The 23,225-nt window shown below is 64.6% G+C and carries 23 protein-coding genes; 17 read left to right on the forward strand and 6 right to left on the reverse strand.

Features of this window, described 5'->3' with window-relative positions; genetic code table 11:
- Nucleotides 1-142: 142 nt before the first annotated feature.
- The 16 genes from ACWHYV_RS10440 (at nt 143) to amrB (ending at nt 15,025) form a co-directional block, all read left to right on the forward strand.
- Nucleotides 143-1,015, forward strand: a complete 873-nt coding sequence (locus tag ACWHYV_RS10440; protein WP_447980578.1) for an Mrp/NBP35 family ATP-binding protein — start codon at nt 143-145, stop codon at nt 1,013-1,015.
- A gap of 49 nt (nt 1,016-1,064) precedes the next feature.
- Nucleotides 1,065-1,373, forward strand: coding sequence for a Rieske (2Fe-2S) protein (locus ACWHYV_RS10445; protein ID WP_447980579.1), 309 nt, complete (start codon nt 1,065-1,067; stop codon nt 1,371-1,373).
- Between the two features lie 121 nt (nt 1,374-1,494).
- A complete protein-coding gene (gene pdhA, locus ACWHYV_RS10450; RefSeq protein WP_447980580.1) occupies nt 1,495-2,460 on the forward strand; it encodes a pyruvate dehydrogenase (acetyl-transferring) E1 component subunit alpha in 966 nt (321 codons plus the stop codon).
- 41 nt (nt 2,461-2,501) lie between these two features.
- Nucleotides 2,502-3,443 carry a pyruvate dehydrogenase complex E1 component subunit beta gene (locus tag ACWHYV_RS10455; protein ID WP_447980713.1) on the forward strand — a complete coding sequence of 314 codons (942 nt, stop codon included), beginning with the start codon at nt 2,502-2,504 and terminating at the stop codon, nt 3,441-3,443.
- A gap of 23 nt (nt 3,444-3,466) precedes the next feature.
- Nucleotides 3,467-3,832: a hypothetical protein gene (locus ACWHYV_RS10460; RefSeq protein WP_447980581.1), complete on the forward strand. Its 366-nt coding sequence runs from the start codon at nt 3,467-3,469 to the stop codon at nt 3,830-3,832.
- A 60-nt stretch (nt 3,833-3,892) separates the two neighbouring features.
- Complete coding sequence (locus tag ACWHYV_RS10465) at nt 3,893-4,276, forward strand: hypothetical protein (protein WP_447980582.1); 384 nt, start codon at nt 3,893-3,895, stop codon at nt 4,274-4,276.
- A gap of 143 nt (nt 4,277-4,419) precedes the next feature.
- On the forward strand, nt 4,420-5,643 hold the full coding sequence (locus ACWHYV_RS10470) for a dihydrolipoamide acetyltransferase family protein (RefSeq protein ID WP_447980583.1): 1,224 nt from the start codon (nt 4,420-4,422) through the stop codon (nt 5,641-5,643).
- Nucleotides 5,640-6,551 carry a lipoyl synthase gene (gene lipA, locus ACWHYV_RS10475; RefSeq protein WP_447980584.1) on the forward strand — a complete coding sequence of 304 codons (912 nt, stop codon included), beginning with the start codon at nt 5,640-5,642 and terminating at the stop codon, nt 6,549-6,551. Before ACWHYV_RS10470 ends, lipA begins: the two co-directional genes overlap by 4 nt.
- Before the next feature lie 83 nt (nt 6,552-6,634).
- Nucleotides 6,635-7,006: a hypothetical protein gene (locus tag ACWHYV_RS10480; RefSeq protein ID WP_447980585.1), complete on the forward strand. Its 372-nt coding sequence runs from the start codon at nt 6,635-6,637 to the stop codon at nt 7,004-7,006.
- Nucleotides 7,003-8,829: a glutamate mutase L gene (locus ACWHYV_RS10485; RefSeq protein ID WP_447980586.1), complete on the forward strand. Its 1,827-nt coding sequence runs from the start codon at nt 7,003-7,005 to the stop codon at nt 8,827-8,829. Before ACWHYV_RS10480 ends, ACWHYV_RS10485 begins: the two co-directional genes overlap by 4 nt.
- Nucleotides 8,830-8,946: 117 nt before the next feature.
- On the forward strand, nt 8,947-10,080 hold the full coding sequence (locus ACWHYV_RS10490; protein WP_447980587.1) for a hypothetical protein: 1,134 nt from the start codon (nt 8,947-8,949) through the stop codon (nt 10,078-10,080).
- Nucleotides 10,081-10,096: 16 nt separating this feature from the next.
- Entirely contained in the window at nt 10,097-11,329 is a 1,233-nt protein-coding gene (locus ACWHYV_RS10495) for a DUF6754 domain-containing protein (RefSeq protein ID WP_447980588.1), read from the forward strand.
- The gene (locus ACWHYV_RS10500; RefSeq protein ID WP_447980589.1) at nt 11,326-11,976 is read left to right on the forward strand and encodes a hypothetical protein; all 651 of its coding nucleotides are present in this window, start codon (nt 11,326-11,328) and stop codon (nt 11,974-11,976) included. Before ACWHYV_RS10495 ends, ACWHYV_RS10500 begins: the two co-directional genes overlap by 4 nt.
- A 112-nt stretch (nt 11,977-12,088) precedes the next feature.
- Nucleotides 12,089-12,928, forward strand: a complete 840-nt coding sequence (locus tag ACWHYV_RS10505; protein ID WP_447980590.1) for a hypothetical protein — start codon at nt 12,089-12,091, stop codon at nt 12,926-12,928.
- Nucleotides 12,925-13,671, forward strand: a complete 747-nt coding sequence (locus tag ACWHYV_RS10510) for a hypothetical protein (protein ID WP_447980591.1) — start codon at nt 12,925-12,927, stop codon at nt 13,669-13,671. Before ACWHYV_RS10505 ends, ACWHYV_RS10510 begins: the two co-directional genes overlap by 4 nt.
- Nucleotides 13,672-13,783: 112 nt before the next feature.
- On the forward strand, nt 13,784-15,025 hold the full coding sequence (gene amrB / locus ACWHYV_RS10515) for an AmmeMemoRadiSam system protein B (protein ID WP_447980592.1): 1,242 nt from the start codon (nt 13,784-13,786) through the stop codon (nt 15,023-15,025).
- Nucleotides 15,026-15,153: 128 nt separating this feature from the next.
- On the opposite strand, the gene ACWHYV_RS10520 is transcribed toward amrB, so the two are convergent.
- From ACWHYV_RS10520 to ACWHYV_RS10535, 4 genes are all read right to left on the reverse strand, one after another.
- A complete protein-coding gene (locus ACWHYV_RS10520; RefSeq protein ID WP_447980593.1) occupies nt 15,154-16,692 on the reverse strand; it encodes a tetratricopeptide repeat protein in 1,539 nt (512 codons plus the stop codon).
- A gap of 139 nt (nt 16,693-16,831) precedes the next feature.
- Nucleotides 16,832-17,353, reverse strand: coding sequence for a peptidylprolyl isomerase (locus tag ACWHYV_RS10525; RefSeq protein WP_447980594.1), 522 nt, complete (start codon nt 17,351-17,353; stop codon nt 16,832-16,834).
- Between the two features lie 93 nt (nt 17,354-17,446).
- Nucleotides 17,447-18,703, reverse strand: coding sequence for an MFS transporter (locus tag ACWHYV_RS10530; RefSeq protein ID WP_447980595.1), 1,257 nt, complete (start codon nt 18,701-18,703; stop codon nt 17,447-17,449).
- Nucleotides 18,704-18,998: 295 nt separating this feature from the next.
- Nucleotides 18,999-20,321: an MFS transporter gene (locus ACWHYV_RS10535; protein ID WP_447980596.1), complete on the reverse strand. Its 1,323-nt coding sequence runs from the start codon at nt 20,319-20,321 to the stop codon at nt 18,999-19,001.
- A 127-nt stretch (nt 20,322-20,448) separates the two neighbouring features.
- Here ACWHYV_RS10535 and ACWHYV_RS10540 point away from each other — a divergent pair, with 127 nt between their 5' ends.
- Nucleotides 20,449-21,915, forward strand: coding sequence for a M20 family peptidase (locus ACWHYV_RS10540; RefSeq protein ID WP_447980597.1), 1,467 nt, complete (start codon nt 20,449-20,451; stop codon nt 21,913-21,915).
- On the opposite strand, the gene ACWHYV_RS10545 is transcribed toward ACWHYV_RS10540, so the two are convergent.
- Together ACWHYV_RS10545 and ACWHYV_RS10550 are read right to left on the reverse strand one after the other, a co-directional pair.
- The gene (locus ACWHYV_RS10545) at nt 21,872-22,567 is read right to left on the reverse strand and encodes a cysteine hydrolase family protein (RefSeq protein ID WP_447980598.1); all 696 of its coding nucleotides are present in this window, start codon (nt 22,565-22,567) and stop codon (nt 21,872-21,874) included. The two genes, ACWHYV_RS10540 and ACWHYV_RS10545, sit on opposite strands and share 44 nt — an antisense overlap.
- 1 nt (nt 22,568) lies before the next feature.
- Nucleotides 22,569-23,222, reverse strand: a complete 654-nt coding sequence (locus ACWHYV_RS10550; protein WP_447980599.1) for a UdgX family uracil-DNA binding protein — start codon at nt 23,220-23,222, stop codon at nt 22,569-22,571.
- Nucleotides 23,223-23,225: the final 3 nt, after the last annotated feature.

The raw sequence follows: 23,225 nt of genomic DNA on the forward strand, positions 1-23,225 counted from the left end.
TTGTCTCCCTCGAAAGGCTTGGCGTATCATCAACCCAAGCACCTTTCGGGGGAGTCTGCTCGCTCTCCTCCAGCTGAATTGCTTCCGCTCGATCACATTCAGCACACCAACGCGACCTGGCGAGTTGAAGGAGGATGAGGTCATGGCAGAGACCGGTCCCGGCATGACAAGTCAGGGGCAAAGCCAAACGAAGGACACGATGATCCCGGGGGTCAAGCATGTCCTGGCGGTGAGCAGCGGGAAGGGCGGCGTCGGTAAGTCGACGGTCGCCGTCAACGTGGCGGTCGCCTTGGCTCGACTGGGAGCAAGGGTCGGGCTGCTGGATGCCGATGTGTATGGCCCGAACATCCCCATGATGATGGGCGTCACGCAGCCACCGGAGCAGGTGGACGGAAAGATCAAGCCAGCCGAGAGCCACGGGGTGAAACTGATCTCGATGGGCTTCTTCGTGCCAGAGGAAACGGCCGTCGTCTGGCGTGGGCCCATGGTCCACACTGCGATTCAGCAATTCTTCCGTGACGTCCTGTGGGGCGAGCTCGAATTTCTGCTCGTCGATTTGCCGCCCGGCACCGGCGATGCGCAACTGACGATCTCCCAGCTCGTGCCTCTCTCCGGCGCCATCACCGTCACGACGCCCCAAGAGGTCGCGCTTCACGACGTGCGCAAGGGGATGATGATGTTCCAAAAGGTCAATGTGCCCCTGCTGGGGATCATCGAAAATATGAGCTACTACGTCTGCGGTCATTGCGGGACCAGGGCGGAGATTTTCTCGCACGGGGGAGGCGAGCGGGCCGCCGACAAGCTCAAGATCCCCTTCTTGGGTCGTGTGCCGATCGACCCCGCCATCCGCCTGGGCGGCGACACCGGCAATCCCATCGTGGTCGCCGATCCGGATTCACCGCAGGCAAAAGCGTTCATGGACATCGCCGAGAAGTTGATGGCCGCACTCGGAGCCAAGGCGGAGACGGCCTCACGCCCGATCGAGAGCCTGCTCAAGAAGATCAAAGGCCGTTGATCGGCGAGGAGTGTCCTTGTCAGGAGAAGTGTCCTTAGTCAGGAGGAGGATGATGCCGGAATTCAAGCGAGTGGCGGGAACCGGGGATCTGAAGCCCGGGATGGGAATGGTTGCGGAGGTGGATGGGCAGGCGATCGCCCTGTTCAACGTGGATGGGACGTTTTACGCGATCGACAACACGTGCGTGCACCGAGGCGGACCGCTCGGTGAAGGCGAGCTCGAAGGCGACGTGGTGACGTGTCCCTGGCATGCCTGGCAGTTCAACGTGAAGACCGGCGTCTCCGTGAACAATCCCTCCGCGTGCGTCAAGAGCTATCAAGTCCAGGTCGACGGAAACGACATCAAAGTGCTGCTGTAGGAGATGATCCTCGTACGCACCGTCGCGCCCGGCCGCTCTCGTGGAGCACGGGCCCGGTGAAGTAGCTCCGGTCAGTCGACCCCTCTTCCTTCTCTCCTATTCGTCCGGCATAATGGCCTTGATGGCCGGGAACGACCTCCGCTCGCTCTATCGTGACATGCTGCTGATCCGCCGGTTCGAAGAGAAATCGGCGGAGATGTATGCGCTCGCCAAGATTGCCGGCTTTCTCCATCTGTACATCGGTGAAGAAGCGGTAGCGGTCGGGGCCATCGCGGCGACGCGCCCCGACGACTACGTCATCACGGCGTACCGCGACCACGGGCATTGTCTGGCTCGCGGCTCGGATCCCCGGAAGGTGATGGCCGAGCTGTTCGGCAAGGTCACCGGCCTCTGCAAAGGCAAGGGCGGCTCCATGCATCTGGTCGACGTCGAGCGGAAGTTCATGGGAGGGTATGCGATCGTCGGCGGGCATTTGCCCCTCGCGACCGGCCTGGCGTTCGCCGCGCAATACGAGCGGCGTGACCAGGTCGTCTTGTGCTTCTTCGGAGAGGGGGCTCTGCCGAGCGGGCAGGCCCATGAAGCCTTCAACCTGGCCGCTCTCTGGAAGCTGCCCGTCCTCTTCATCTGCGAGAACAACCGTTACGGCATGGGGACTCCGGTGCAGCGCGCCGTCTCCCTGTACGCCGATATCGCCGAGAAGGCTCGGGCCCATGGCATGCCGGCCGAGCGGGTGGACGGGATGGACGTCCTCGCCGTGCGGGACGCCGCGCGGCAGGCGATCGAGCGGATCCGCGGCGGACAAGGACCATTCTTTCTCGAGGCCGTCACCTATCGGTTCATGGGCCATTCGATGGCCGATCCCGCGCACGGCCACTATCGCACCAAGGAAGAGGTGGAAGAGGAGCGCAAGCGCGATCCTCTGATGTTTCTCCGGCAGGTGATGCTCAACAAGGGGGTGGCCAAGGACCAGGAGTTCAAGCAATGGGAGCGGGAGATCGAGCAGATCGTGGCCGAGGCGGTGAAGTTTGCGGACGAGAGCCCCTTTCCTTCTCGTGACGAACTGTACACCGACGTCTACACGGGCTAGCCGACGTGGTCATCACCTATCGGGACGCACTCAACCAGGCGATGCGCGAGGAGATGCGCCGCGACCCGAAGATCTTCCTGATCGGAGAGGAGGTCGGCTACTATCAGGGCGCCTTCAAGGTCAGCAAGGGCTTCGTGGAAGAGTTCGGCCCCACGCGCGTGCTCGATACGCCGATCACGGAGGCCGGGTTCACGGGCTTGGCCATCGGGGCGGCCATAGCGGGGTTGCACCCGATCGTCGAATTGATGACGTTCAACTTCGGCATCCTCGCGATGGATCAAATCGTCAACAACGCGGCGAAGATCCGCTACATGTCGGGCGGGCAACTCTCCGTCCCGATCCTGATTCGCGGGCCGGGCAGCGCCGCGCATCAATTGGCTGCCCAGCACTCGCAGAGCCTGGAAGCGTGGTTTGCGCACGTGCCGGGGCTGAAAGTGATCGCGCCGGCCACCCCGCACGACGCCAAAGGACTGCTGAAGAGCGCCGTCCGTGATCCCAATCCAATCATCTTCATCGAAGCACAGTTGCTCTATGCGACCAAGGGAGAGGTGGCCGAGGAGGACTATACGATCCCGATCGGTCGAGCCGACATCAAACGGCCCGGAACGGATTGTACGGTCGTCGCCTATTCGAAGATGCTTCTCGTCGCACTCGAGGCCGCCCGGGACCTGGCCAACGACGGAATCGAGGTCGAAGTCATCGACCCGCGCACGCTCAAGCCGCTCGATGTCGCGACGATCGTGGCTTCGGTGGAGAAGACCGGCCGCCTGGTGATCGTGGAAGAAGGCTGGCCATTTGCCGGCCTCGGGGCGCAGATCGCAGAGAGCGTCTACCGGCAGGCCTTCGATGTTCTGGACGCGCCGATCGTTCGCGTGACGGGAGAAGACGTACCGATTCCCTACAGCCGCCCGCTGGAGGACGCCGCCATCCCGGACCGTCCTCGCGTCATCGCGGCGGTCAGGCAGGTCGTCTCCGGCGGCTAACGTGCGAACGAAAGGAGCGTCTCGTGGCGACACCATCGGTGGACTCAAATCATATCGAGGTGACGGAAACGCTGCTGCGATTGTATGTGTTTCTCTCCAACTATCTCGACCGGTGCGTCAATGAGGCGGCGCGGCAGACCTATCCGGAGGCGCAACTGCAAGCGCACCTGGCGGAGACGGTTCAGAAGCTGCGGGAGATCCTCGCCGTGAATCGCGTCGTCCATGCGAAGGTTGAGCAGGAGTGCGACCGCGTGATCGCGCTCGGCGCCGCTTGCTTGAAAGCCGGCGGGCAGGGGGTCATGGCTGAGGACGTCAAGGCCGCGCGCGCGGTCCTCCAGAACAAGATGATCGCCTTGAGCGATCTGCTCGCCGTGTTTCGATCTGTTTGAGCAGCGGGCGCAGTGCTCTTCAGCCGTCAGCCGAAAGCCGATCGCTGACGACTCAAAGCGATGGCCGATATCATTGAACAACACCAGGTGGCCGGGCTCGACGAGCGTGAGCGGGGATTCAACCGGCAGATGAACGTGGAGCAGGTCGGCGACCGGGTTCGCGCCGTGCTGCGCTATGAGAAGACGCTCGTCGAGACGAGGCCGTGCGGGAGCACGGCCGAGGCACTGGAGGAGTTGATCCGGATGCTGCGCGAGCGCGGCTATCGGCAGTTACGGAGCCGGCTCAATTTTCGCGCGGGAGCCTATCTGGGCAGCCGGGAGGCCTGGATCGAGTATTCCGACCCGGACGAGCCGTCGGAACCGGTCGTCGCGCCGGTGACAGAGCAACTCGCCCGGCGGACCGGCTGGATCGGCAAGGTCCTGCGATTGTTCAGTTCCTCATGACGGTTCCGCCGCGGCTCAAAGAGGGCTGCCAAATAAGGCTGCAGCAGAAGCCCCCACCGGGGCGGACCTTCGGGGGCCGTTGAGGATGGGGACGAGGCGAGAGCGCTGTGGGAGGCCTGTTTCGGCCGCTGCATGGAGTTACTATGGCGACGCGCGTAGTCATGCCCAAGCTGACCGATACCATGGAAGAGGGCGTCGTGCTCAACTGGAAAAAGCGTGAAGGCGAGACCGTGGCGTCGGGAGATGTGCTGGCCGAGATCGAGACCGACAAGGCCGTGATGGACTTGGAGGCGTTCGGGTCCGGTACGTTGCGCAAGATTCTGGCCGAGCCCGGGCAGACCGTGAAGTCGGGCGCATTGATCGCCGTCATCGCCGATCCGGACGAAGACATCAAGCCGGCGTTGGAAGACTCGATCAGCACCGGGAAAGGGGCGGGTCCAGAGGTGAAACCGGGCCGTTCGGCGGAGATGAAGGCCGAACCGAGCGTGGAAGCGACAGGCGACGCCGCGCGCGCGCGGGAGCCCGAGTCGCCGCCAGAGATCAAGGCCTCGCCGCGGGCCCGGAAGCTGGCGGCCGAACGGGGAATCGATCTCCGGACCATCAAGGGGTCCGGCCCCGATGGACGCATCATCGAGCGCGACCTCGACGTCCGGCGTCCGACGCCGTCGCCGGCGGGTCGAGCGGAGCGACCGCTGAGCCAGATGCGAAAGGCGATCGCCCGCACGATGACCGAGAGCAAGGCCCCGGTTCCCCATTTCTATCTCACCGCGAACATTGCCATGGACGAGGTCGAGCGGCTCCGGGCCCAGATCAAGCAGACCCGGCGGCCGCACCCGAGCGTCACCGACGTGCTGGTCAAAGCCGTGGCGCTCGCGTTGACGAAGCACCCGGAGATCAACGTGTCCTTCGCGGGAGACAAGCTGATCTATCATGGCCGGATCGACGTCGGCGTGGCGGTTGGATTGGAAGAGGGGCTCATCACCCCGGTGGTCCGCGACTGCGGCGGCAAATCACTCTGGCAGATTTCTTCGGAAACGCACGACCTGATCGAGCGCGCGCGGGCCCGGCGGCTCAAGCCCGAAGAGTATGCGGACGCGACGATCACGATTTCGAACCTCGGGATGTTCGATGTCGACGACTTCATCGCGGTCCTCATGCCCCCTCAGGCGGCCGCCCTGGCCGTCGGGGCGATCCGTGAGACGCCGGTCGTAGCCCATGGTACAGTGACAGTAGGCCGCCGAATGAACGTGACGCTGTCCTGCGATCACCGGGCGCTGGACGGCATGCAGGCGGCCAAGTTCCTCCACGAGCTCAAGCGGATCGTCGAGCACCCCGTGGAAGTGCTCCTTTCAGAAGAGGCCCAATGAGCTTCGTGCCGATCGATCAAGTCCGGGGAGGGGGCCGGGAACCCGACGGCCCGGCGGGGCGAGAGCGGGGCCGACCGCGACTGCCGCCATGGTTCAAGGTGAAGATCCGGCAAGGCCCCGACTACCGGGACATCCGCGCGATCATGGACCGGCTCGACCTGCACACGATTTGTGAGGAGGCGCGGTGTCCCAACGTCTGGGAGTGCTGGAACAACCGCACGGCGACGTTCTTGATCCTCGGGGACATCTGCACGCGGCGTTGTCACTATTGCGCAGTGACGACCGGACGCCCGCTTCCACTCGATCGGGAGGAGCCGCGCCGCGTCGCGGCGGCGGTCGAGGCCCTGGGGCTTCGACATGCCGTGATCACGTCGGTCAACCGGGACGAGCTCGACGACGGTGGAGCCGAGGTCTTTGCGGAGACGATCCGGGAGATCCGGCGGGCAAGGCCGACCTGTGCCGTCGAGGTCTTGATCCCGGATTTCGAAGGCGATCTCGCGGCCTTGGCCGTGGTGGTCGATGAACGGCCGGACATTCTCAACCATAACATCGAGACCGTCCGCCGGCTGTTTCCGAGCATCCGGCCGCAAGGGAAATACGATCGCTCGATCGAGTTGCTGGACCGCGCCAAGCGGATGGGGGCCCGAACGAAATCGGGTTTGATCGTCGGCATGGGGGAAACGATCGAGGAGACCCGCGAGGTGATGCGGGATCTGCACCGGATCGGGTGCGACATCCTGACGATCGGCCAATATCTGCAACCCACGGCGCATCACCTCCCCGTCGCACGCTTCTATCATCCCGAGGAGTTCGCTCGATTGAAGGATGAGGGCCTCGCGATGGGCTTCCGGCACGTGGAATCGGGGCCCTTGGTGAGAAGCTCCTATCATGCGGAGCAGCAGGTGTAGCGCAGCCGCGGGCGTGCTCTTCAATTGACTCTCTTCCACCCCCTCCATATAATGATTTCGCGCGTCCGCCGTCCCTTCTGAGCATGGTGATTTCCAAGGACAATTTCGCCCACGCCCTCCAGGGCTTCGTGGCTCGGGTACGCCACGCCTTCGCGGTGACGCCCGAAGGGCAGCCCTTGTCCACCCAGGACCTGGCGCTGCTCGAGCGCGTGGCGGAGACCGTCGTCCAGCGCGGGATGGCGACCCCGGCGGTCCTGTTTCTCGAATCGATGGGACCCATGAATTTTCTCGGCAGTCAGGCCCTGCACTTTTTCACGCCGCTGCTCGAGGTCGTGTTCCCGCACCGCGACCTCGAACGCGTAGCCGTCCTGCTCGAGCGCCGTGACACCCTCCCCCGATTGGCGGCCTTGATCGAAAGCCGGGCGGACACCCAGCGGGTCGCAAAGCCACGATGACGGTTGCCGCGTCCGCCGATCGCCCGCTGCAGACCATCATCGCCACCGACTGCGGCAGCACCACCACGAAAGCGATTCTGATCGAGAAGACGCCGGACGGGTATCGCCAGACCTTCCGCGGCGAGGCGCCGACGACCGTCGAGGCCCCGTTCGAAGACGTGACCCGCGGCGTGCTGAACGCGATCGCCGAAGTCGAAGAGTTGTCCGGCCGAACGATCCTCGACGGCGAGCGGATCATCACACCGAGCGGCAGCGGCGGCGATCCGAAGACCGGCGTCGACATCTATATCTCGACCAGCAGCGCCGGCGGGGGGTTGCAGATGATGGTGGCCGGCGCCGTGCAAAGCATGACCGGAGAGAGCGCCCAACGCTGCGCGCTCGGCGCCGGCGCGATCGTCATGGACGTGCTCGCTTCGAACGACGGTCGACTGCCGCACGAGAAGATCGAACGGATTCGCTCCCTGCGCCCGGACATGATCCTGTTGTCGGGCGGGACCGACGGCGGGACGGTCACCCACGTGGTGGAGATGGCGGAATACATCGCCGCCGCGGAGCCCCGCCCGCGCCTCGGCTTGAGCTACAACCTCCCGCTCATCTATGCCGGCAACAAGGACGCGCGCGAGCGGATCAAGGAGATCCTCGGAAGCAAGACCGCGCTGACCATCACGGAGAACATCCGGCCGGTACTTGAGCGCGAGAACCTTGCGCCCGCCCGCAACAAGATCCACGATCTATTCCTCGAGCACGTCATGGCGCAGGCGCCCGGGTACAAGAAACTGATCTCCTGGGCCGGCGCCCCGATCATCCCGACGCCCGCCGCGGTCGGGATGATCATGGAGAGCCTCGCTCGGCGGGACGGCATCAACCTGATCGGCGTCGACATCGGAGGCGCCACGACCGATGTCTTCTCGGTCTTCGGCGGCGTGTTCAATCGGACGGTCAGCGCGAATCTCGGGATGTCGTACAGCATCTCCAACGTCTTGGCCGAGGCGGGACTGGCCAACATCATGCGCTGGGTGCCGTTCTCGATCGAGGAGCAGACGCTGCGCAACCGGATCAAGAACAAGATGATCCGGCCGACGACGATCCCTCAGACGTTGGATGAGTTGCAGATCGAGCATGCCATCGCCCGGGAAGCGCTGCGGTTGGCGCTCGAGCACCACAAATCGCTGGCCACCGGCTTGAAAGGCGTCCAGCAGGAGCGGACCATCTCGGATATTTTCGAGCAAAAGGCGTCGGGGCGTACGCTCATCGACATGCGGGCGTTGGACCTGGTCGTCGGGAGCGGGGGAATCCTGTCCCATGCGCCGCGCCGGGTGCAGTCGATGCTGATGATGATCGATGCCTATGAGCCCCTCGGGGTCACGACGCTCGCGGTGGACAGCATTTTCATGATGCCGCACCTCGGGGTGTTGTCGACGGTGAACGAGCAGGCGGCGACCGACGTGTTCGTGAAGGATTGCCTCGTTTATCTGGGAACGTGCGTCGCCCCGATCGGGCAGGGCGGGAACGGCGAGCGGTGTTTCGACTATACGCTCGCCTTCGAGGAAGGCCGCCCGGCCGAGACGGGGTCCGTCGCGTTCGGCGAGCTCAAGTTGATCCCCGTCGCGCTCGACGAGCGCGCTCGTCTGGAGGCCCGGCCGGCCAAGGGGGTCGACCTGGGGGAAGGGAAGGGCGCGCCGGTGACGCGTCCCATCAAGGGCGGAGTCGTCGGGCTCCTGCTCGACGGGCGGGGGCGACCGCTCCACCTGCCGGCCGATCCGCGGGCACGAGTCGCCGCGCTCACCAAATGGCATCGAGCGGTGGAGCTGTATCCCAAGTGAGAAGGATCAGCACAGAGTGATGAATGTGCTGAACGGTTCTTTCGGTCGTCATCGGGTGCCCTGCGCTTCGAGTTCTGTGAATTCGTCATCCACCGTTCAGCGCGCACCAGTGTCGGTATGGGCCATTCTTACACGCCAGGGTTGACGGTCACCGAGCACACGGTGGTGCGGAAGCGGCGGCTCTTGCCGATTCCCGGCAGCGTGCTCGTTCGATCCGGTGATCGCGTGCAGGCGGATACGGTCGTCGCACGGACGGAATTGCCGGGCAAGGTCCACGCGGTGAATGTCGCGAACCTGCTCGGGGTGGCGCCGGACGAGATCGGCGACTATTTGACCAAGAAGACGGGCGAACCGGTCGGCAAGGACGAGGTGATCGCCGCGAACAAGCCGTTCATCTCCTGGTTCAAGACGGAGGTCAGATCGCCGATCGCGGGCACCTTGGACTCGGTCTCCACCGTGACCGGTCAGGTCTTGTTGCGTGAACCGCCGAAGTCGCTCGATCTCCTCGGATATCTCGACGGCGTCGTCGTCGAGGTCCACCCCGGGCAAGGCGTGACCGTGGAGACGGCCTGTACGTTGATCCAAGGCATTTTCGGGATCGGCGGGGAAACGTGGGGCCAGGTGGTCGTTGCGGTCGGTGCGCCGGACGACGCGCTGACTCCCGAGCGGATCACCCCGTCGATGAAAGGGCAGATCGTGGTCGGCGGCTCGTTTCTCGGCGCAGACACCATGCAGCGGGCGAAGGACATCGGCGTCGCAGGGCTCGTGATCGGAGGGATCCACGACAAAGACCTGCGGGAGCTGCTGGGATACGACCTCGGGGTTGCGATCACCGGCACCGAGCGCGTGGGCTTCACGCTCGTGTTGACCGAAGGGTTTGGAACGATTCCGATGGCGGCGAAGACCTTTCGGCTCTTGCAGGCGCATGCCGGGCAGAAGGCCTCGCTCTCCGGCGCGACTCAGATCCGTGCCGGCGTGATCCGGCCGGAAATCATCATTGCCAAAGCCGACGGAGCGGCGGGCGTGTCGGCCGGCGCCGGCGTCGAGACCGCGCGCGGGGGGCTGAAGATCGGCGATCAGGTCCGGATCATTCGCGATCCCTTGTTCGGCCGGATCGGTCAGGTCGCGGCGCTTCCGCCCGACCTCACGAAGATCGAGACCGAAAGTGAGGTGCGCGTCCTCCAAGTGAGGTTTCCCGATCAGTCGGTCGCCACGATCCCGCGAGCTAACGTCGAGATCATCGAGGGCTAGCGGCGGGAGACCATTGATGCGACTCGTTCCTCTCTCCTTCGCGGCGCTCCTCCTTGTCTTCGTCTTCCGGCTCGTCGATGTCCATGCCGCCCCGTCTGTCCCTCAACGCGTGGAGGCCTTCGACACCCCGAGCGATGGCGGTGGAGCGATTTCCGTGGTCTGGCCCGCGACTCCCCGTGACGGCCCGGGGATGAAGTATCAGATCCGGGTGGCGAACGGGGATACGGGAGCGGAAGGGAAGGTCGTCGCCGAATTCGCATCCGACTCGCACTACCTGCGCGACGCAAAGCTGCCGTGGTGGACGCGGTTGGGCAAGCGCGACGACCATTTTTTCCTGATCAAGTCGGGGAAGGGGATCGAGCTGAAGGACGGGGTGTCCTATCTCGTCACCGTGGTCGCGGTCACCGGCGACGAGCGGGCGGCCGCGGAGCCCGTACGGGTCGTGCCCCAACCGAACTGGATCAACTGGAACCAGATGAACAACTTGGTGATCGTGCTCGTGTTCGGAGGGTTGGTCTTCGGGTCCATCCAACAGGCCAAGCGCCGGGAGATCTTCCTCCGGCGGATCCCGGGGCTCGATGCCGTCGACGAGGCGATCGGACGGGCGACCGAGTTGGGCAAGCCCATTCTCTACCTGACCGGCGCCGGCGACATGAGCGAGCCCTCCACCCTGGCGGCCGCCGTGATTTTGGGCCGCGTCGCCAAGCGGGTCGCGGCGTACGAGACCGATCTGATGGTGCCGCATCGCGACCCGATCGTCATGGCCGTGTGCCAGGAGATCACGAAACAGTCGTATCTGGAAGCCGGGAAGCCCGATGCCTTCAAGGATGACTCCAACTTCTTCATCACGACCGATCAGTTCAGCTATACCGCGGCGGTGGACGGCTTGATGCTCCGCAAGAAGCCGGCGGCGAACTTTTTCATGGGCTCCTATTTCGCCGAGTCGCTGCTGTTGACGGAAACGGGCGCCAGCACCGGGGCCATTCAAATCGCCGGAACCGACTCGGATCATCAATTGCCGTTCTTCGTGACGACCTGCGACTACACGTTGATCGGCGAGGAGCTGTACGCCGCGAGCGCCTACCTGTCACGGGAGCCGGTGCAGGTCGGGACGTTGCGGGGGCAGGACATCGGCAAGGGGATCGTGCTGGCGGTGATTCTGATCGGCACGTGTCTGGCCACCGTCGGGGTCGTCACGAGCGCCGAGTGGCCCTCCGTGTTCCTCGATGTCTTCAAGGATCTGAAGTGAACGTCCTCCGCCGCCAGCTCCCGCTCCTGATTACGTTCGTGATGGGTCTCCTGTTCATCGCGCAGTACTACGTGCCGCACCCGGCCTCCGAAGATCTTCTGACCACGGTCAACAAGTGGCTCCAGATCATCGGGGGGTTCGCGCTCGTGCTCGGCGTGACGAGCCTGTTCCATCAGCATGCGGTGAAAATCCGCCGGCGAGAGCCGGGATGGGGGTACAGCTTCGTCCTGTACGCCGGGATGCTGGGGACGATTGCGGTCGGACTGTGGGTGCACGGCAAAGAGTCGGCGGACGGCGCCATGACCGCCTTCGGCTGGATCTACTCCTATACGATGGTCCCGCTCCAGGGGACGATGTTCGCGCTCCTCGCCTTTTTCATCGCGTCGGCGGCCTATCGCTCCTTTCGGGCGCGCAGCCGTGAAGCGGCCGTTCTGCTGATCGCCGCCGTGATCGTGATGATGGGGCGGGTGCCGCTCGGCGAGCATCTGGTCCCGATCACCGGCGACATCACGCAGTGGGTCCTCAACGTCCTGAACGCCTCGGTGCGCCGGGCCATTCTCATCGGGATCAGCCTGGGGGCGGTCGCCCTGTCGCTGAAGATCATCTTCGGCGTGGAGCGTGCGTATCTGGGGGGCGGGAAGGAATGAGGTTCATCGTGAATCGTTCTTCGTTACACGGAGGTCTTGAATTCAGCGCTCCGGTCTATTTACGGTTAACGAGTCACGAATAACGCAGTCACGGCTAACGAGGCCTCGCTCCATGACCTTCGCCGAGAAAATGCTCCGGATCGATCGCCGGATCATCTTCCTGCTGATCGGGCTCTGCACCTTGGTCCCGCTCCTCTTTCCGGTCGGGCTGGCCATCCGGGTCTCCCCGGAGGTCCGGGGGGTCTACGACTACATCGAAAGTTTGCCCGAAGGCTCGATCTTTCTCTTGTCGCTCGACTTCGACCCGGCCTCCAAGCCCGAGCTGTACCCACAGGCCATTGCGCTCCTGCGCCATGCCTTCAAGAGGAACCTGCGGGTGATCGGGATGACCCTCTGGGTCTCGGGGACCGGCATGGCGGACCAGGTCATCACGCAGGTCGCCAAGGAGATGGGGAAGGAGAGCGGACGGGACTACGTCTTTCTCGGCTGGAGCCCCGGGGTGAGCTCGCTCATCATCACGATGGGGCAAGATCTGTATCGGGCGTTTCCGAGTGACTACTACGGGAAGCCCACGAGGGAGCTGCCGGTGCTGCAGGGAGTCCAGACGCTCCGGGACGTGAATTACGTCGTCAGCCTCGCAGCCGGGACGGCGGGCATCGAAACCTGGTACGTGTTCGGGAAGGACAAGTATCGCTTCGAGTTGGGCGGGGGGTGTACCGGGGTGATCGCCCCCGGTCTGTATCCCTTGCTCCGCAGCGGCCAGATCAACGGCTTGATCGGCGGATTACGCGGAGCCGCCGAGTACGAAGTGCTCATCGGCAAGAAGGGGAGGGCGGTGGCCGGGATGGATGCTCAGTCCGTGACCCACTTCACGATCATCGGCCTCGTGATCCTCTGTAACGTCTTCTATCTCGTCTTGCGGTCGTCGAAGCCGCGGGAGGAGCAGGCATGAGCTTCGACATGCTGCTCGGCGCCTGGGTCGCCACCGGGCTCACGATCTTCATCTTTACGTTCCTCTACAAGGACAACCCGCTCTTCAAGCTTGCCGAGCACCTCTATGTGGGGATCTCGGTCGGCTACACGATCGTCAAAGCCTACGATACGGTCGTGGTTCGGTTGATCTACGACCCGATCGTCAAGGAAGGGGACTTCTCGCTGTTGGTGCCCCTGGGCATCGGCGTCCTGATGCTCGCCCGGTACGTCCCCAAAGCGGCCTGGCTTTCGCGCATCGCCTTCGCCTTCGTCGTCGGGGTCGGATCGGGCCTGGCGATCCCGCGTGTGATCTCGTCCTATATCCTCAAGCAGATCGAAGACACCGTGAGGCCGCTCCTCTCCATGACCCCCGACGGCTTGAGCTTCACGGCGAGCGTGTTGAACCCGGCCAGCAATCTGAACGCGATCGTCCTGCTGGTCGGCGTCACCTCCGTCCTCTTCTACTTTTTCTTTTCGATCGAGCACACCGGGGCCGTGCGCGTCGCCGCCCGGACCGGCATCCTCTTCCTCATGATCGCCTTCGGCGCCGCCTTCGGCTACACGGTCATGGCGCGCATGTCCTTGTTGATCGGCCGGCTGACCGATCTGATCGAATTTGCCGGCCCTCAGTACGGCGGCGCCTCGCTGGTCGTCGGCATCGCGACCATTGTGCTACTCGTCCTCTGGGCACGGCGGCAGCCGGCCGGCTCGGTGGACCAGTGAAGCGACCATGGCTTGGCGTGGGTGCATTGGCGGCCACGCCGTCGCCGTTTCGGCGTCCCGACCCGTCTCGAGGCGGTTGCAGGCACGACGCCCCCTCGGGTACCATGCTCCGATGACGACGCCGGCCAAAGACCCTCGCCAGTTCCCGCTGTTGCGGAATCTTCAGTTTTCGCCGCTCAAACAGGACGACGAGCAATACGTTGTGTTGTGGGACCCCTCGGGGCTGAGCCGCGACAAGCTCATCGTCCCGTTGAATTATTTTTACATCCTTCAATTCTTCGATGGCGAGCATTCGCTGGAGCAGATCGGCGCCGAGTATTTGCGGAAGTTCGGGGAATTTCTCATGCCCGACCGGTTGGACACGCTTGTTCGGGACCTGGACGAGAAGCTCTTCCTCGATGGCGAGCGGGCGGCCGCGGCCAAGCAGCAGGCCGTCGACGCCTATCGGGCGGCACCCGTCAGGCCGGCCGTGTATGCCGGAAAAGCCTACGCCGCGGAGCCCGCACAGCTCCGGCGTGAGATCGAGGGCTTCTTCACGTCGAAGGAAGGCCCTGAGATCAAGCCGTCGGTCAACCAGGGCAAGCGCCTGAAAGGAATCGTGGCGCCCCATTACGATGTCCGGCAGGCCGGGCCCGTGTACGCATGGGCGTACAAAGAAGTGCAGGAGGCGGAGACCGGGGACCTGTTCGTCGTCGTCGGGACGTGCCATACGGGGTTAGGGCACGGATTTGCACTGACCGATAAGGATTTTCAGACCCCGTTGGGGACGGTTCCGGTGGACCGGGACGTGCTGGAGCGGATCAGGAAGAAAGGCGGGGACCTCTTTTTCGAAGAGGACCTCAGCCACAAGAACGAGCACACGATCGAGTTTCAGCTTCCCTTTCTCCAGCACCTCGTCGGACGCAAGAAGCCCATCAGCATCGTACCGGTGCTCGCTGCCTTTTCCCCCGACGACTTCAGCGACCGTGAGTTGAAGGACCGGGTGGACCTGTTCACCACGATCATGCGTGAAGCGATCGCCGAGTCGGGGAAAGAGCCGTGTTTTGTCGCGAGCGCCGAGCTCGCCCACATCGGCATGCGGTATGGAGACAACAAGCCGCCCACCGATTTCTCCTTCCATAAGTGCATGCAGGCGGACCTCGAAATGCTCAAGCACGTCGAGGAGCTCGATCCGGATGCCTTCGCCACGTTCATCCGACGGGAAGGGAATGCGCGCCGGATCTCGGGCTTCGCGCCGATTTACACGGTGCTGCGGCTGATCCAGGCGGACAAGGGCGAGGTGTTGCGCTACGACCGAGGCGTGACCGACCAGTTCAACTCCACCGTCACGTACGCCAGTATCGTCTTCTTCTGAACCAGCCGGACGCCCTCCGGGGCTCCCCGGTCCCACGTTCGTTCACCCGGCGTCCTGCTCGAGGCTTCTTCCCGCTTGCTCTTCGGAGAGGAGAGGGACTCGGACGCACCACCGCCATCGCTCTTCCGCTACGTTTTTCTCTTCTCGAAGCGTGGTCCGCGGAGCTCGTCGAGCAGGTTGGGCGAGAGCTGGTCCGCCTTGGAAAAATCACTGCGCGCGGCATTCGGCTGGTCCAAGGCGAGGTAGACGAGGCCGCGGGCCAAGTACGCTTCGGCGTTGGTGGTGTCCAACGTGATCGATAGTGACGTGTCTTGTAATGCGCCGATCAAGTCGCCCAGCTCCAATTTGGCCAACCCCCGTAGCATGTAGGGCTCGGCATAGCGCGGGGCGATGGCGACGGCCCGGGTCGTGTCGTGGATCGCCGCTTCGTATTCACGTAAGGTCAACTCGACCCGGCCTTTCGCGGCATACGCGTACTCGTATTGAGGGTTGAGCTCGATCGCCTTGGCGAGGTCTTCGATCGCCCCTCGCGTGTCGTCGAGCAGGAACCGCGCCCAGCCGCGGTGAGCGTGGCTGGGTGCGTCGCCGGGAGCCAGCCGGATCGCTTCGGAGAAGTCGGCCACCGCCTCGCCGGTCCGCCCAAGCCGCACTTCAGCCTTCCCCCGCGTCACATAAAGATGAGCGTTCCGCTCCCCGAGCCCGATGGCCCGGGTGAGGTCGTCGACGGCGTGCGGGGTCCGGCCCATCCGGAGGTCCGCTTCGGCGCACAGGATGTACGCGGCCGGGAGGGACGGGTTGTACTGCAACGCCCGGTCGATGTCGGCGCGCGCGCCGGGGAGGTCCCCAGTGAGCAGCGCCACCCAGGCCCGTCCGACATGGGCGCCTGCATGGCGAGGGTCGAGCTTCAAGGCGGCGTCCGCGTCGTGGAGCGCACCGGGAAGATCGCCGAGCTGCAGCTTGACGTTGCTGCGGCTGCTGTACACATCCGCGTCGCCCGCACCCAAGGCGACCACCCGGTCATAATCCTCCAGTGCGGCAGTCCACCGGCCGAGGTCGACGTGCACCGAGCCCCGCAGGAGGTGCGCCCAGCCGCTGTTGGGGGAGAGAGAAAGGATCTGAGTGAGATCGGCCAAGGCGCCTTCGAGGTCACCCAGCTTCCGCTTCGTTCCCGCGCGATTCGCATACGCGAGGACCTGGCTCGGCGCGAGTGCCAGGGCTTGGGTATTGTCTTCGAGCGATCCGTGGTAGTCCTGAAGGTGGTATCTGGCGACCGCGCGAATCAGGTACGGATCGACGTGCTTCCCATCCAGGCGAATCGACTCGGAGGCATCCCGTGCGGCGCCCGCATAATCGCCGAGCTGAAGCTTTCCAGCGGCTCGAATGGCGTAGGGTTCCGGGTGCTGCGGATGATGCTGGATCGCCTGAGAGGCCGCCTCGACGGATCCCGGGTAGTCCTTGGCGCGATACTTCGAGGCGGCCTGAGCGATGTGAAGAGCGGTGGGATCGGCCTCGCCGGCGATAACGGGGGAAGGGGCCTCGTCAGTCGCGCGCGGTCGGCTCGCCGATGGCGTACCCGCGCACCCCGCGACAGCGGCGGTGAGTAGGACGGCGATCCCAAAGCGAGCGACGGCGTCGTGAGGACGGTCTTGCCGTGTCGCGCAGCTCACGAGGGCATTGTCCGGCAGACGCCGGCCCGCGCCTATCCACGAGTGAGGAAGCGTAGAAAACCATTTCAACCTACAGCAAAGGGGTCAGAGAGGACTTCGTGGGGCGATCAGGACGGGAAGCAGCGGGGTCCCGCCGCCGCTACTCCTTCACGGTGATGTGCATCTCGACATCCTCGAACGGATTGTCTTGTTCATCCCTCGGCAGGGCCACGATCTTGTCGGCGACCTCGATCCCTCGATACACCTCCCCGAAGACCGTATAGCGGCGATCGAGCCCGCTGGAATCGGCCACGCAAATGAAGAATTGCGATCCACTGTCGTTGAAATCCCTGGTGCTGTTGCTCTCCCTCGGCACCTTGGCCATGGAGAGCGCTCCACGCTTGTGCGGTCGGTCATTGGGCTCGGGCGGCAGAGCATAGCCGGGGCCCCCGGTGCCATGCTGAGAACGGTCCGGACTCTTGCTCATCGGATCGCCGCCCTGGATCATGAAGCCGGGAATGACCCGGTGGAACCGGAGCCCGTTGTAGAAGCCCAGCTTGGCGAGGTTGATGAAGTTCTCGACATGCCGGGGGGCGTCCTCGGGATAGAACTTGATCAACATGTCGCCGAACTTGGTCGAGATGACGGCACGAGGGTTTTTCTTCTCGAACGCGAGGCCCATGGCGCCGACTGTAACAAGCCGGAGGGCGAATAGGCAAGGCGGCGGAGGGTATCCCTCCGCCGTCCGGACGGGAATCGTGAAGCCGGCTCGCCGTCATCCGACGGCGGGAGGACAGGAGGGCGCGGGCACGGCGCGGGTGAAGCGTTGCCGAGTCAGGAACACGACGAGCCCCGACGTCACCAGCAGCAGGCCGCCCAAGACGCCCAAGCTCACGGAGGCGCCGACGTTGTCGGCCGCCCAGCCGAACCCCGCCATCCCGGCCATCGCGGAGGCCATCGCCCCCGTGCTGAAGGTCGTCAGGACGCGGCCGAGGAGCGGCGCCGGCGTCAGCTCCTGGAGAAAGCCGAAGGCAATCGGGTTGAAGACCGCCGTACTCGCGCCGATGACGATGATCAACGTCATCGCGAAAACGGTCGTCTGCAGGATGCTCAACGCGCACATCGCACAGCCGCCGATGGCCATCGCGCCCCCGATCGTGTGCAACCGCGACTCGTTGTTTTTCGGCGACGTCCATGCCAGCCACGCCGAGGTCAGCAGCATACCGGCTCCAAGCCCGGACCAGAGCCACCCGAGCTGCATCGGCCCCACTTGCAGGTGTTCTTTGGTATACACGGGGAGGAGGAAGACGAAGGCGCTGACGCCCAGGTGGTAGAGCCCCGAGATGAGCACGAGAACGGCGACCGTACGGTGCTGGACGAAGACGAATCGGAATCCGGCGATCAGCTCATGCCGGAGCGACGGCTGGCTGCCCGCCTGCCGGTCCTGCGGTTCGGGGCGGAGACGGACGCCGATCAAGCAGACGGCCGACACCAAGAACGTGATCGCATCGATGTACAAGACGTTCTGCGCCCCGACCAAGGCGATGCCCAATCCGCTCACCGCCGGGCCCACCACCAGCCCGATGTTGTTGGTCGTCTGCATGAGAGCATTGGCGGCGACGAGCTCCGACGGCTTCACGAGAAGCGGCAGGCTGGCCATCAGGGCGGGACCGAAGATCGTCGACACGAGTGAAACCAAGAACACCAGCACGTAGAGCCGCTCGAGGGTTAGCTCGCCGGCGGCATAGAGCAACGGAATCGACAAGATCATGACGGTCCGAGCGAGGTCGACCGCGATCATCACGTCCTTTTTTCGCCATCGATCGAGGTAGACACCCAACAATGGCCCGAACACCAAAGGCGGGATCGTCTGGAGCAGCCCGATCACGGTCATCTTCAAGGCCGAGCCGGTCAGCTCATAGACGAACCAGAGGAGGGCGACCTTGTTCAGCGTGTCGCCCACTTGCGAGGTCACTTGGCCCCACCACAGCAAGCCGAAATCACGCGTTTTCAGCAAACGAATTCCGTTCACGTTGGTCCCCCTGTATCTGATCGGACACTAATCGGGCACTCTTGGTCGTGCCTGAAAAACGTTGCCGCCGTGAAATACAAGTTCTGGGCCGCCGATAGGCGATGGCCGGTGTGCTCGATTTCCTTTGATCTCATTCAGTGTGAAGTCGGACCCTCAGCCCAAGGTCGACCCCTGCACGGACAGGAAGGCCTCCGAATCCGAGCGGCAAGCGGAACTCACGGCAATTACGCAAGTTTCAATGCGATCACGCTTGTCCGACGAGGAACACTTTGTCTTTCGACAGAAGCGGGGTCGGTCACCTCCGCGGAGCGACGGTCATCGGTCGCTCCAGGCTGGTCCCTGGAGGACGAGCGCCTGGGTTGATCCCCAGCCACATCAGTGCACCGAGCAAGGCAACCAGTGCGGCGAGAGCAAGGGCCCACGACCATCCGGCGACCCCGGCTAACCAGGGCGTCACGCTCGCCGAGACGACCCCGCCCAAGTTCGCCCCGGTGTTCATGACACCGGAGAGGGTTCCCGCATGGGCTTTGGAGATGTCGACCGTCGAGGACCAATACGCTCCGACTGCGAAGTACAGCCATCCGGCCCCGATCGACAAAAAGGCGATCGACAGCGCGGGGGAATCGATGGCGGCACCGATCAAGATCGACAGCGCCGCGAGCAGCATGCCGGCAGCGCCGGCCCATGCGCGCCCGCGCGTCGTTCCCACCCGGCCGACCAGACGATCGGTCACCCATCCGCCGAGCGGACACGAGGCAGCCATGATCAAGAACGGCTCGGAGGCGAGAAACGCGCCGGACATCTCTCCGAACCCGCGGATGTTGACCACGTACAAGTAAAACCACGACATGAAGATGTTCGCCACGTACCCCAAGCAGCTATAGCTCAGGATCAACCACCAGGTGGTCGGGAAGCGGATGAGCGCGGGCCAACCCGGCGCCGCCTCTCCGTTCCGGCGCGGCGCCGCGTTTTTACCGGCGATGAGGGCCGCCTCCGCCGCGTTGACATGGGGATGCTCCGTGGGCCGGTCCCGGGCGTAGACATACCAGGCCCCTGCGATGAGGAAGCCGATCGCCGAGGACGCATAGAAGGCCGTCTGCCAGCCGAAGTTGACCATCAACCATGCGGTGACCGGCGGGGTCAGCGCGCTTCCGACGCCGATGCCGCCGATGGCCAGGCTGATGCCGAACCCGCGCTCCTGCGGCGCCAGCCAGTTGGCGACCGTGCGGTTGAAGGTCGGCAACGCGGCGGCTTCGCCGATCCCGATCAAGAACCGGACCAACATGAGCGAGCCGCCGATGCCGAGCAGGGCGGCGATGGGCAGCGTCGCCGCCACCGCGGTGAGCGCGGTGAACAGCGACCACCAGATCACCGCCCCACTGAGCACCCGCCGCGGTCCCCAGCGATCTCCCAGCCAACCGCCGGGGATCTGAAACAGCGCGTAGCCCAAGAAAAAGGCCGAGAAGACATGGCCCATCTGCACATCGGTGAGACCCAATGCGGGCATCATCTGCCGGGCGGTCACCGAAATATTCACGCGGTCGATATAGGTCACGACGCTGATGGCAAAGAGCAGTGCGGCGATGCGCCATCGGACCCGACTGGGTGAGCAATCCATGCGAGGCGGCGTCTCCCGTGCCCGTTCGTCGCGCGACTCTACTGAGCCGGCCTCTGCGAATCAAGCACAGGAGCCCCCGTCTTTACAGCGGGGGGACGGCCGTTATAGAACCCCAGGCGGAGGGGGCATGATCGGTCGGGCGATCCAGTGGCTCGTGATCACCGTCGTTGTGCTCGGTCTCGTGCTCGCCGGTCGGGCCTTGACCGTGGTGTCGCGACAGCTTCCACCGGTTCAAGTTCCCCTGATTCGGATCGATGGGCACGCGGCCGCGGAACGCTTGGCTGCCGCCGTTCGGTTCAAGACGATTTCGTACCAGGACCCGGCGGAATCGGACAGAACGGCGTTTCTCGCCCTGCACGACTACTTGAGCCGAGCCTTTCCCGCTTCTCATCGGGTGCTCGAGAGAGAGGTCGTCGGGCGCTACAGTCTTCTCTACACCTGGCCGGGGTCTGATCCGTCTCTGGCTCCCATCCTTCTGTTGGGCCACCTGGACGTCGTGCCCGTGGAGCCGGGGACCGAGCGTGAGTGGACGCAGCCGCCGTTCGCCGGCGTGGTCGCCGACGGGTTCGTGTGGGGACGCGGAACGATGGACGACAAGCCGGCCGTGTGCGGGCCGCTTGAAGCCATCGAGCTGCTCGTGCGGGACGGGGTGACACCGAGGCGAACCGTCCTGCTCGCATTCGGGCATGACGAGGAGATCGGCGGAGAAGCGGGGGCGAAAGAGATCGCGGCCCATCTCCTCCGCCGCGGCGTGCGACCGGCGATCGTGCTCGATGAAGGGATGGCGATCCTCCGAGGCCTGGTCCCCGGCGTGGACCGACCGGTGGCGGCGGTCGGTATCGCCGAGAAGGGCTATGTCACGTTCGAGTTGGCGGCGCAGGGCGAAGGAGGGCACGCGTCGATGCCGCCACGGGAGACGAGTGTCGGTATCTTGGCTGCCGCGATCCGCCGGGTGGAAGCCGAGGCGATGGCGGCTCACCTGGAGGGCCCCGCCGCGCAATTCTTCGACTTCTTGGCTCCGGAGTTGCCCTGGTGGCGGCGCCTCGTGCTTGCCAATCGGTGGCTGTTCGAGCCGGCCATCGTGCGCGTGCTCGACACGAGGCCGCCGACGCGGGCGCTCATCCGGACCACCTTCGCTCCGACGATGCTCGAGGCGAGCGCCAAGGAAAACGTGCTCGCCCCACGGGCCAGGGCCCTCGTCAACGTCCGTGTCCATCCTGAGGACCGGATCCAAGCGGCGTTCGATCACCTTCAACGCGTCGTCGCAGACTCCCGGGTGACGATCCGCAGCGTGGGCACCTTGGCGAGCGAACCTTCACCTGAGTCTCCCGTGGATTCCGCCGCGTTCGCCGCGCTGCAGCGGACGGTCACCGAGGTCTTCCCCGACGTCGTCGTGGCCCCCGGCCTCGTCCTCGGCGCCACCGACGCGCGGCATTATCAACCCCTCACCGGACCCGTCTACCGCTTCCTCCCGATCTCTTTGGCGCCCGGCGACCCGCCCCGGATCCACGGGACCGATGAATGCCTGAGTATCGACGATTACACGCGGCTCATCCAGTTTTATGGTCGCCTGATTCAGAGCTGGGACGGCTGAGCGACCGCGCGGGACGCGTGGCCGACCGGGTGAGAGACGGGCTGCCGGCTGCCGGAGGGCGAGCGTCGAGACGGAGGACCGGCGAAGGCGTCGTGTCCGCTTTGAGCATCGTGCGCATGTGCTCCAAGGCCGCTCGGTTTGCGTGGAGAGTCGCGGACGCCACACAATCCTCAGGGACCACCAAGACATAGTCGCGCATATAGGCGTCGGCGGCCGTGTGCAGGATGCAACTGTTTCCGGCCACGCCGGTGAGGATGAGGCGCTTGGCATGGAGCACGGTGAGCAAGAGCTCGAGCGGGGTGGCAAAGAAGCCGGAATGCTTGGGCTTGAGGACGAAATAGTCGTCCCCCTCGGGCTGAAGGATCTGGGCGATCGTCCGCCCCCGGCATCCCTCGCTCAGGCAGTGTGCGAGCAGCGTTCGGAAGTCCGACCGCCACTGGCCGAAGTTGTCGTTGACGTAGATCACCGGGATGCCGGCCGCTTTGGCTCGGCGCTTCAACGCGGCGGCGGCTCGAGCCGCACGCAGCGCCCGCCCCAGCAAGGCCTCGCCGTCGGCAAAGCCGAAGGTGTTGATCATGTCGATGATCAGCAGGCAGGTGCCCGCCTTGTCGGGGACGCTTCCATGCAGGTCGCCGTCGTGCTCGCGTGGCATGTCAACGCCGGGTTGGGAGCCCGTCGAGTTTGCGCTTGACGAGCCGGAGGTCCTCGACGAACCGCAGATATTCCGCCTCCTGCTGCGCCCGTTCGGGATAGCGATAGATGGCGGAGGGATGGATGGTGACGAACGTGTCGCGCGCATAGGGCGTGACCATGAAGCGTCCTCTCGCTTCGTTGAGCCGGACGGTCCGATTCACCACCGATTGTGCCGCGGTGACGCCGAGGCAGACGAGGATGGCCGGTCGAACGAGGTCCACTTCGGCATCGAGCCAGGGACGGCAGGCGGCGATTTCGGCGGCCGAGGGCCGCTTGTGCTTGCGCCGTTTGCCCTGCGGCTCCCATTTGAAGTGCTTCACGGCGTTCGTGACGTAGACCTGATCCCGCGCGATCCCGACTTCTGCGAGCGCCTTGTCCAGCATGCGGCCGGCCGGTCCTACGAACGGATGACCGGCCAGATCTTCTTGATCGCCGGGCTGTTCGCCGACCAACATGACCCGGGCGTGGGCCGTCCCTTCGCCGAACACCGTTTGGGTCGCGCGCTCGTAGAGATCGCATCCGGTGCAGTGCTTCGCCGCCTCCCGCAGGGCAGGGAGGGTGCGGGTCGCCGGGATGAACGCGGCGGCCGAGCGTTCGGGCTTCCGAGCCGTCATGGC

The sequence above is a fragment of the Candidatus Nitrospira bockiana genome, assembly GCF_965152565.1.

Excerpts from the sequence above, each read along its gene's own strand:
- ACWHYV_RS10445 (WP_447980579.1), top strand. The coding sequence starts at position 1,065 with ATGATGCCGGAATTCAAGCGAGTGGCGGGAACCGGGGATCTGAAGCCC.
- ACWHYV_RS10525 (WP_447980594.1), bottom strand. The coding sequence starts at position 17,353 with ATGGGCCTCGCGTTCGAGAAGAAAAACCCTCGTGCCGTCATCTCGACC.
- ACWHYV_RS10495 (WP_447980588.1), top strand. The coding sequence starts at position 10,097 with ATGCGACTCGTTCCTCTCTCCTTCGCGGCGCTCCTCCTTGTCTTCGTC.
- ACWHYV_RS10465 (WP_447980582.1), top strand. The coding sequence starts at position 3,893 with ATGGCCGATATCATTGAACAACACCAGGTGGCCGGGCTCGACGAGCGT.
- ACWHYV_RS10510 (WP_447980591.1), top strand. The coding sequence starts at position 12,925 with ATGAGCTTCGACATGCTGCTCGGCGCCTGGGTCGCCACCGGGCTCACG.
- ACWHYV_RS10490 (WP_447980587.1), top strand. The coding sequence starts at position 8,947 with ATGGGCCATTCTTACACGCCAGGGTTGACGGTCACCGAGCACACGGTG.
- ACWHYV_RS10540 (WP_447980597.1), top strand. The coding sequence starts at position 20,449 with ATGATCGGTCGGGCGATCCAGTGGCTCGTGATCACCGTCGTTGTGCTC.
- ACWHYV_RS10505 (WP_447980590.1), top strand. The coding sequence starts at position 12,089 with ATGACCTTCGCCGAGAAAATGCTCCGGATCGATCGCCGGATCATCTTC.
- ACWHYV_RS10535 (WP_447980596.1), bottom strand. The coding sequence starts at position 20,321 with ATGGATTGCTCACCCAGTCGGGTCCGATGGCGCATCGCCGCACTGCTC.
- ACWHYV_RS10550 (WP_447980599.1), bottom strand. The coding sequence starts at position 23,222 with ATGACGGCTCGGAAGCCCGAACGCTCGGCCGCCGCGTTCATCCCGGCG.
- amrB (WP_447980592.1), top strand. The coding sequence starts at position 13,784 with ATGACGACGCCGGCCAAAGACCCTCGCCAGTTCCCGCTGTTGCGGAAT.
- lipA (WP_447980584.1), top strand. The coding sequence starts at position 5,640 with ATGAGCTTCGTGCCGATCGATCAAGTCCGGGGAGGGGGCCGGGAACCC.
- ACWHYV_RS10485 (WP_447980586.1), top strand. The coding sequence starts at position 7,003 with ATGACGGTTGCCGCGTCCGCCGATCGCCCGCTGCAGACCATCATCGCC.
- pdhA (WP_447980580.1), top strand. The coding sequence starts at position 1,495 with ATGGCCGGGAACGACCTCCGCTCGCTCTATCGTGACATGCTGCTGATC.
- ACWHYV_RS10470 (WP_447980583.1), top strand. The coding sequence starts at position 4,420 with ATGGCGACGCGCGTAGTCATGCCCAAGCTGACCGATACCATGGAAGAG.
- ACWHYV_RS10545 (WP_447980598.1), bottom strand. The coding sequence starts at position 22,567 with ATGCCACGCGAGCACGACGGCGACCTGCATGGAAGCGTCCCCGACAAG.
- ACWHYV_RS10455 (WP_447980713.1), top strand. The coding sequence starts at position 2,502 with ATGCGCGAGGAGATGCGCCGCGACCCGAAGATCTTCCTGATCGGAGAG.
- ACWHYV_RS10440 (WP_447980578.1), top strand. The coding sequence starts at position 143 with ATGGCAGAGACCGGTCCCGGCATGACAAGTCAGGGGCAAAGCCAAACG.
- ACWHYV_RS10480 (WP_447980585.1), top strand. The coding sequence starts at position 6,635 with ATGGTGATTTCCAAGGACAATTTCGCCCACGCCCTCCAGGGCTTCGTG.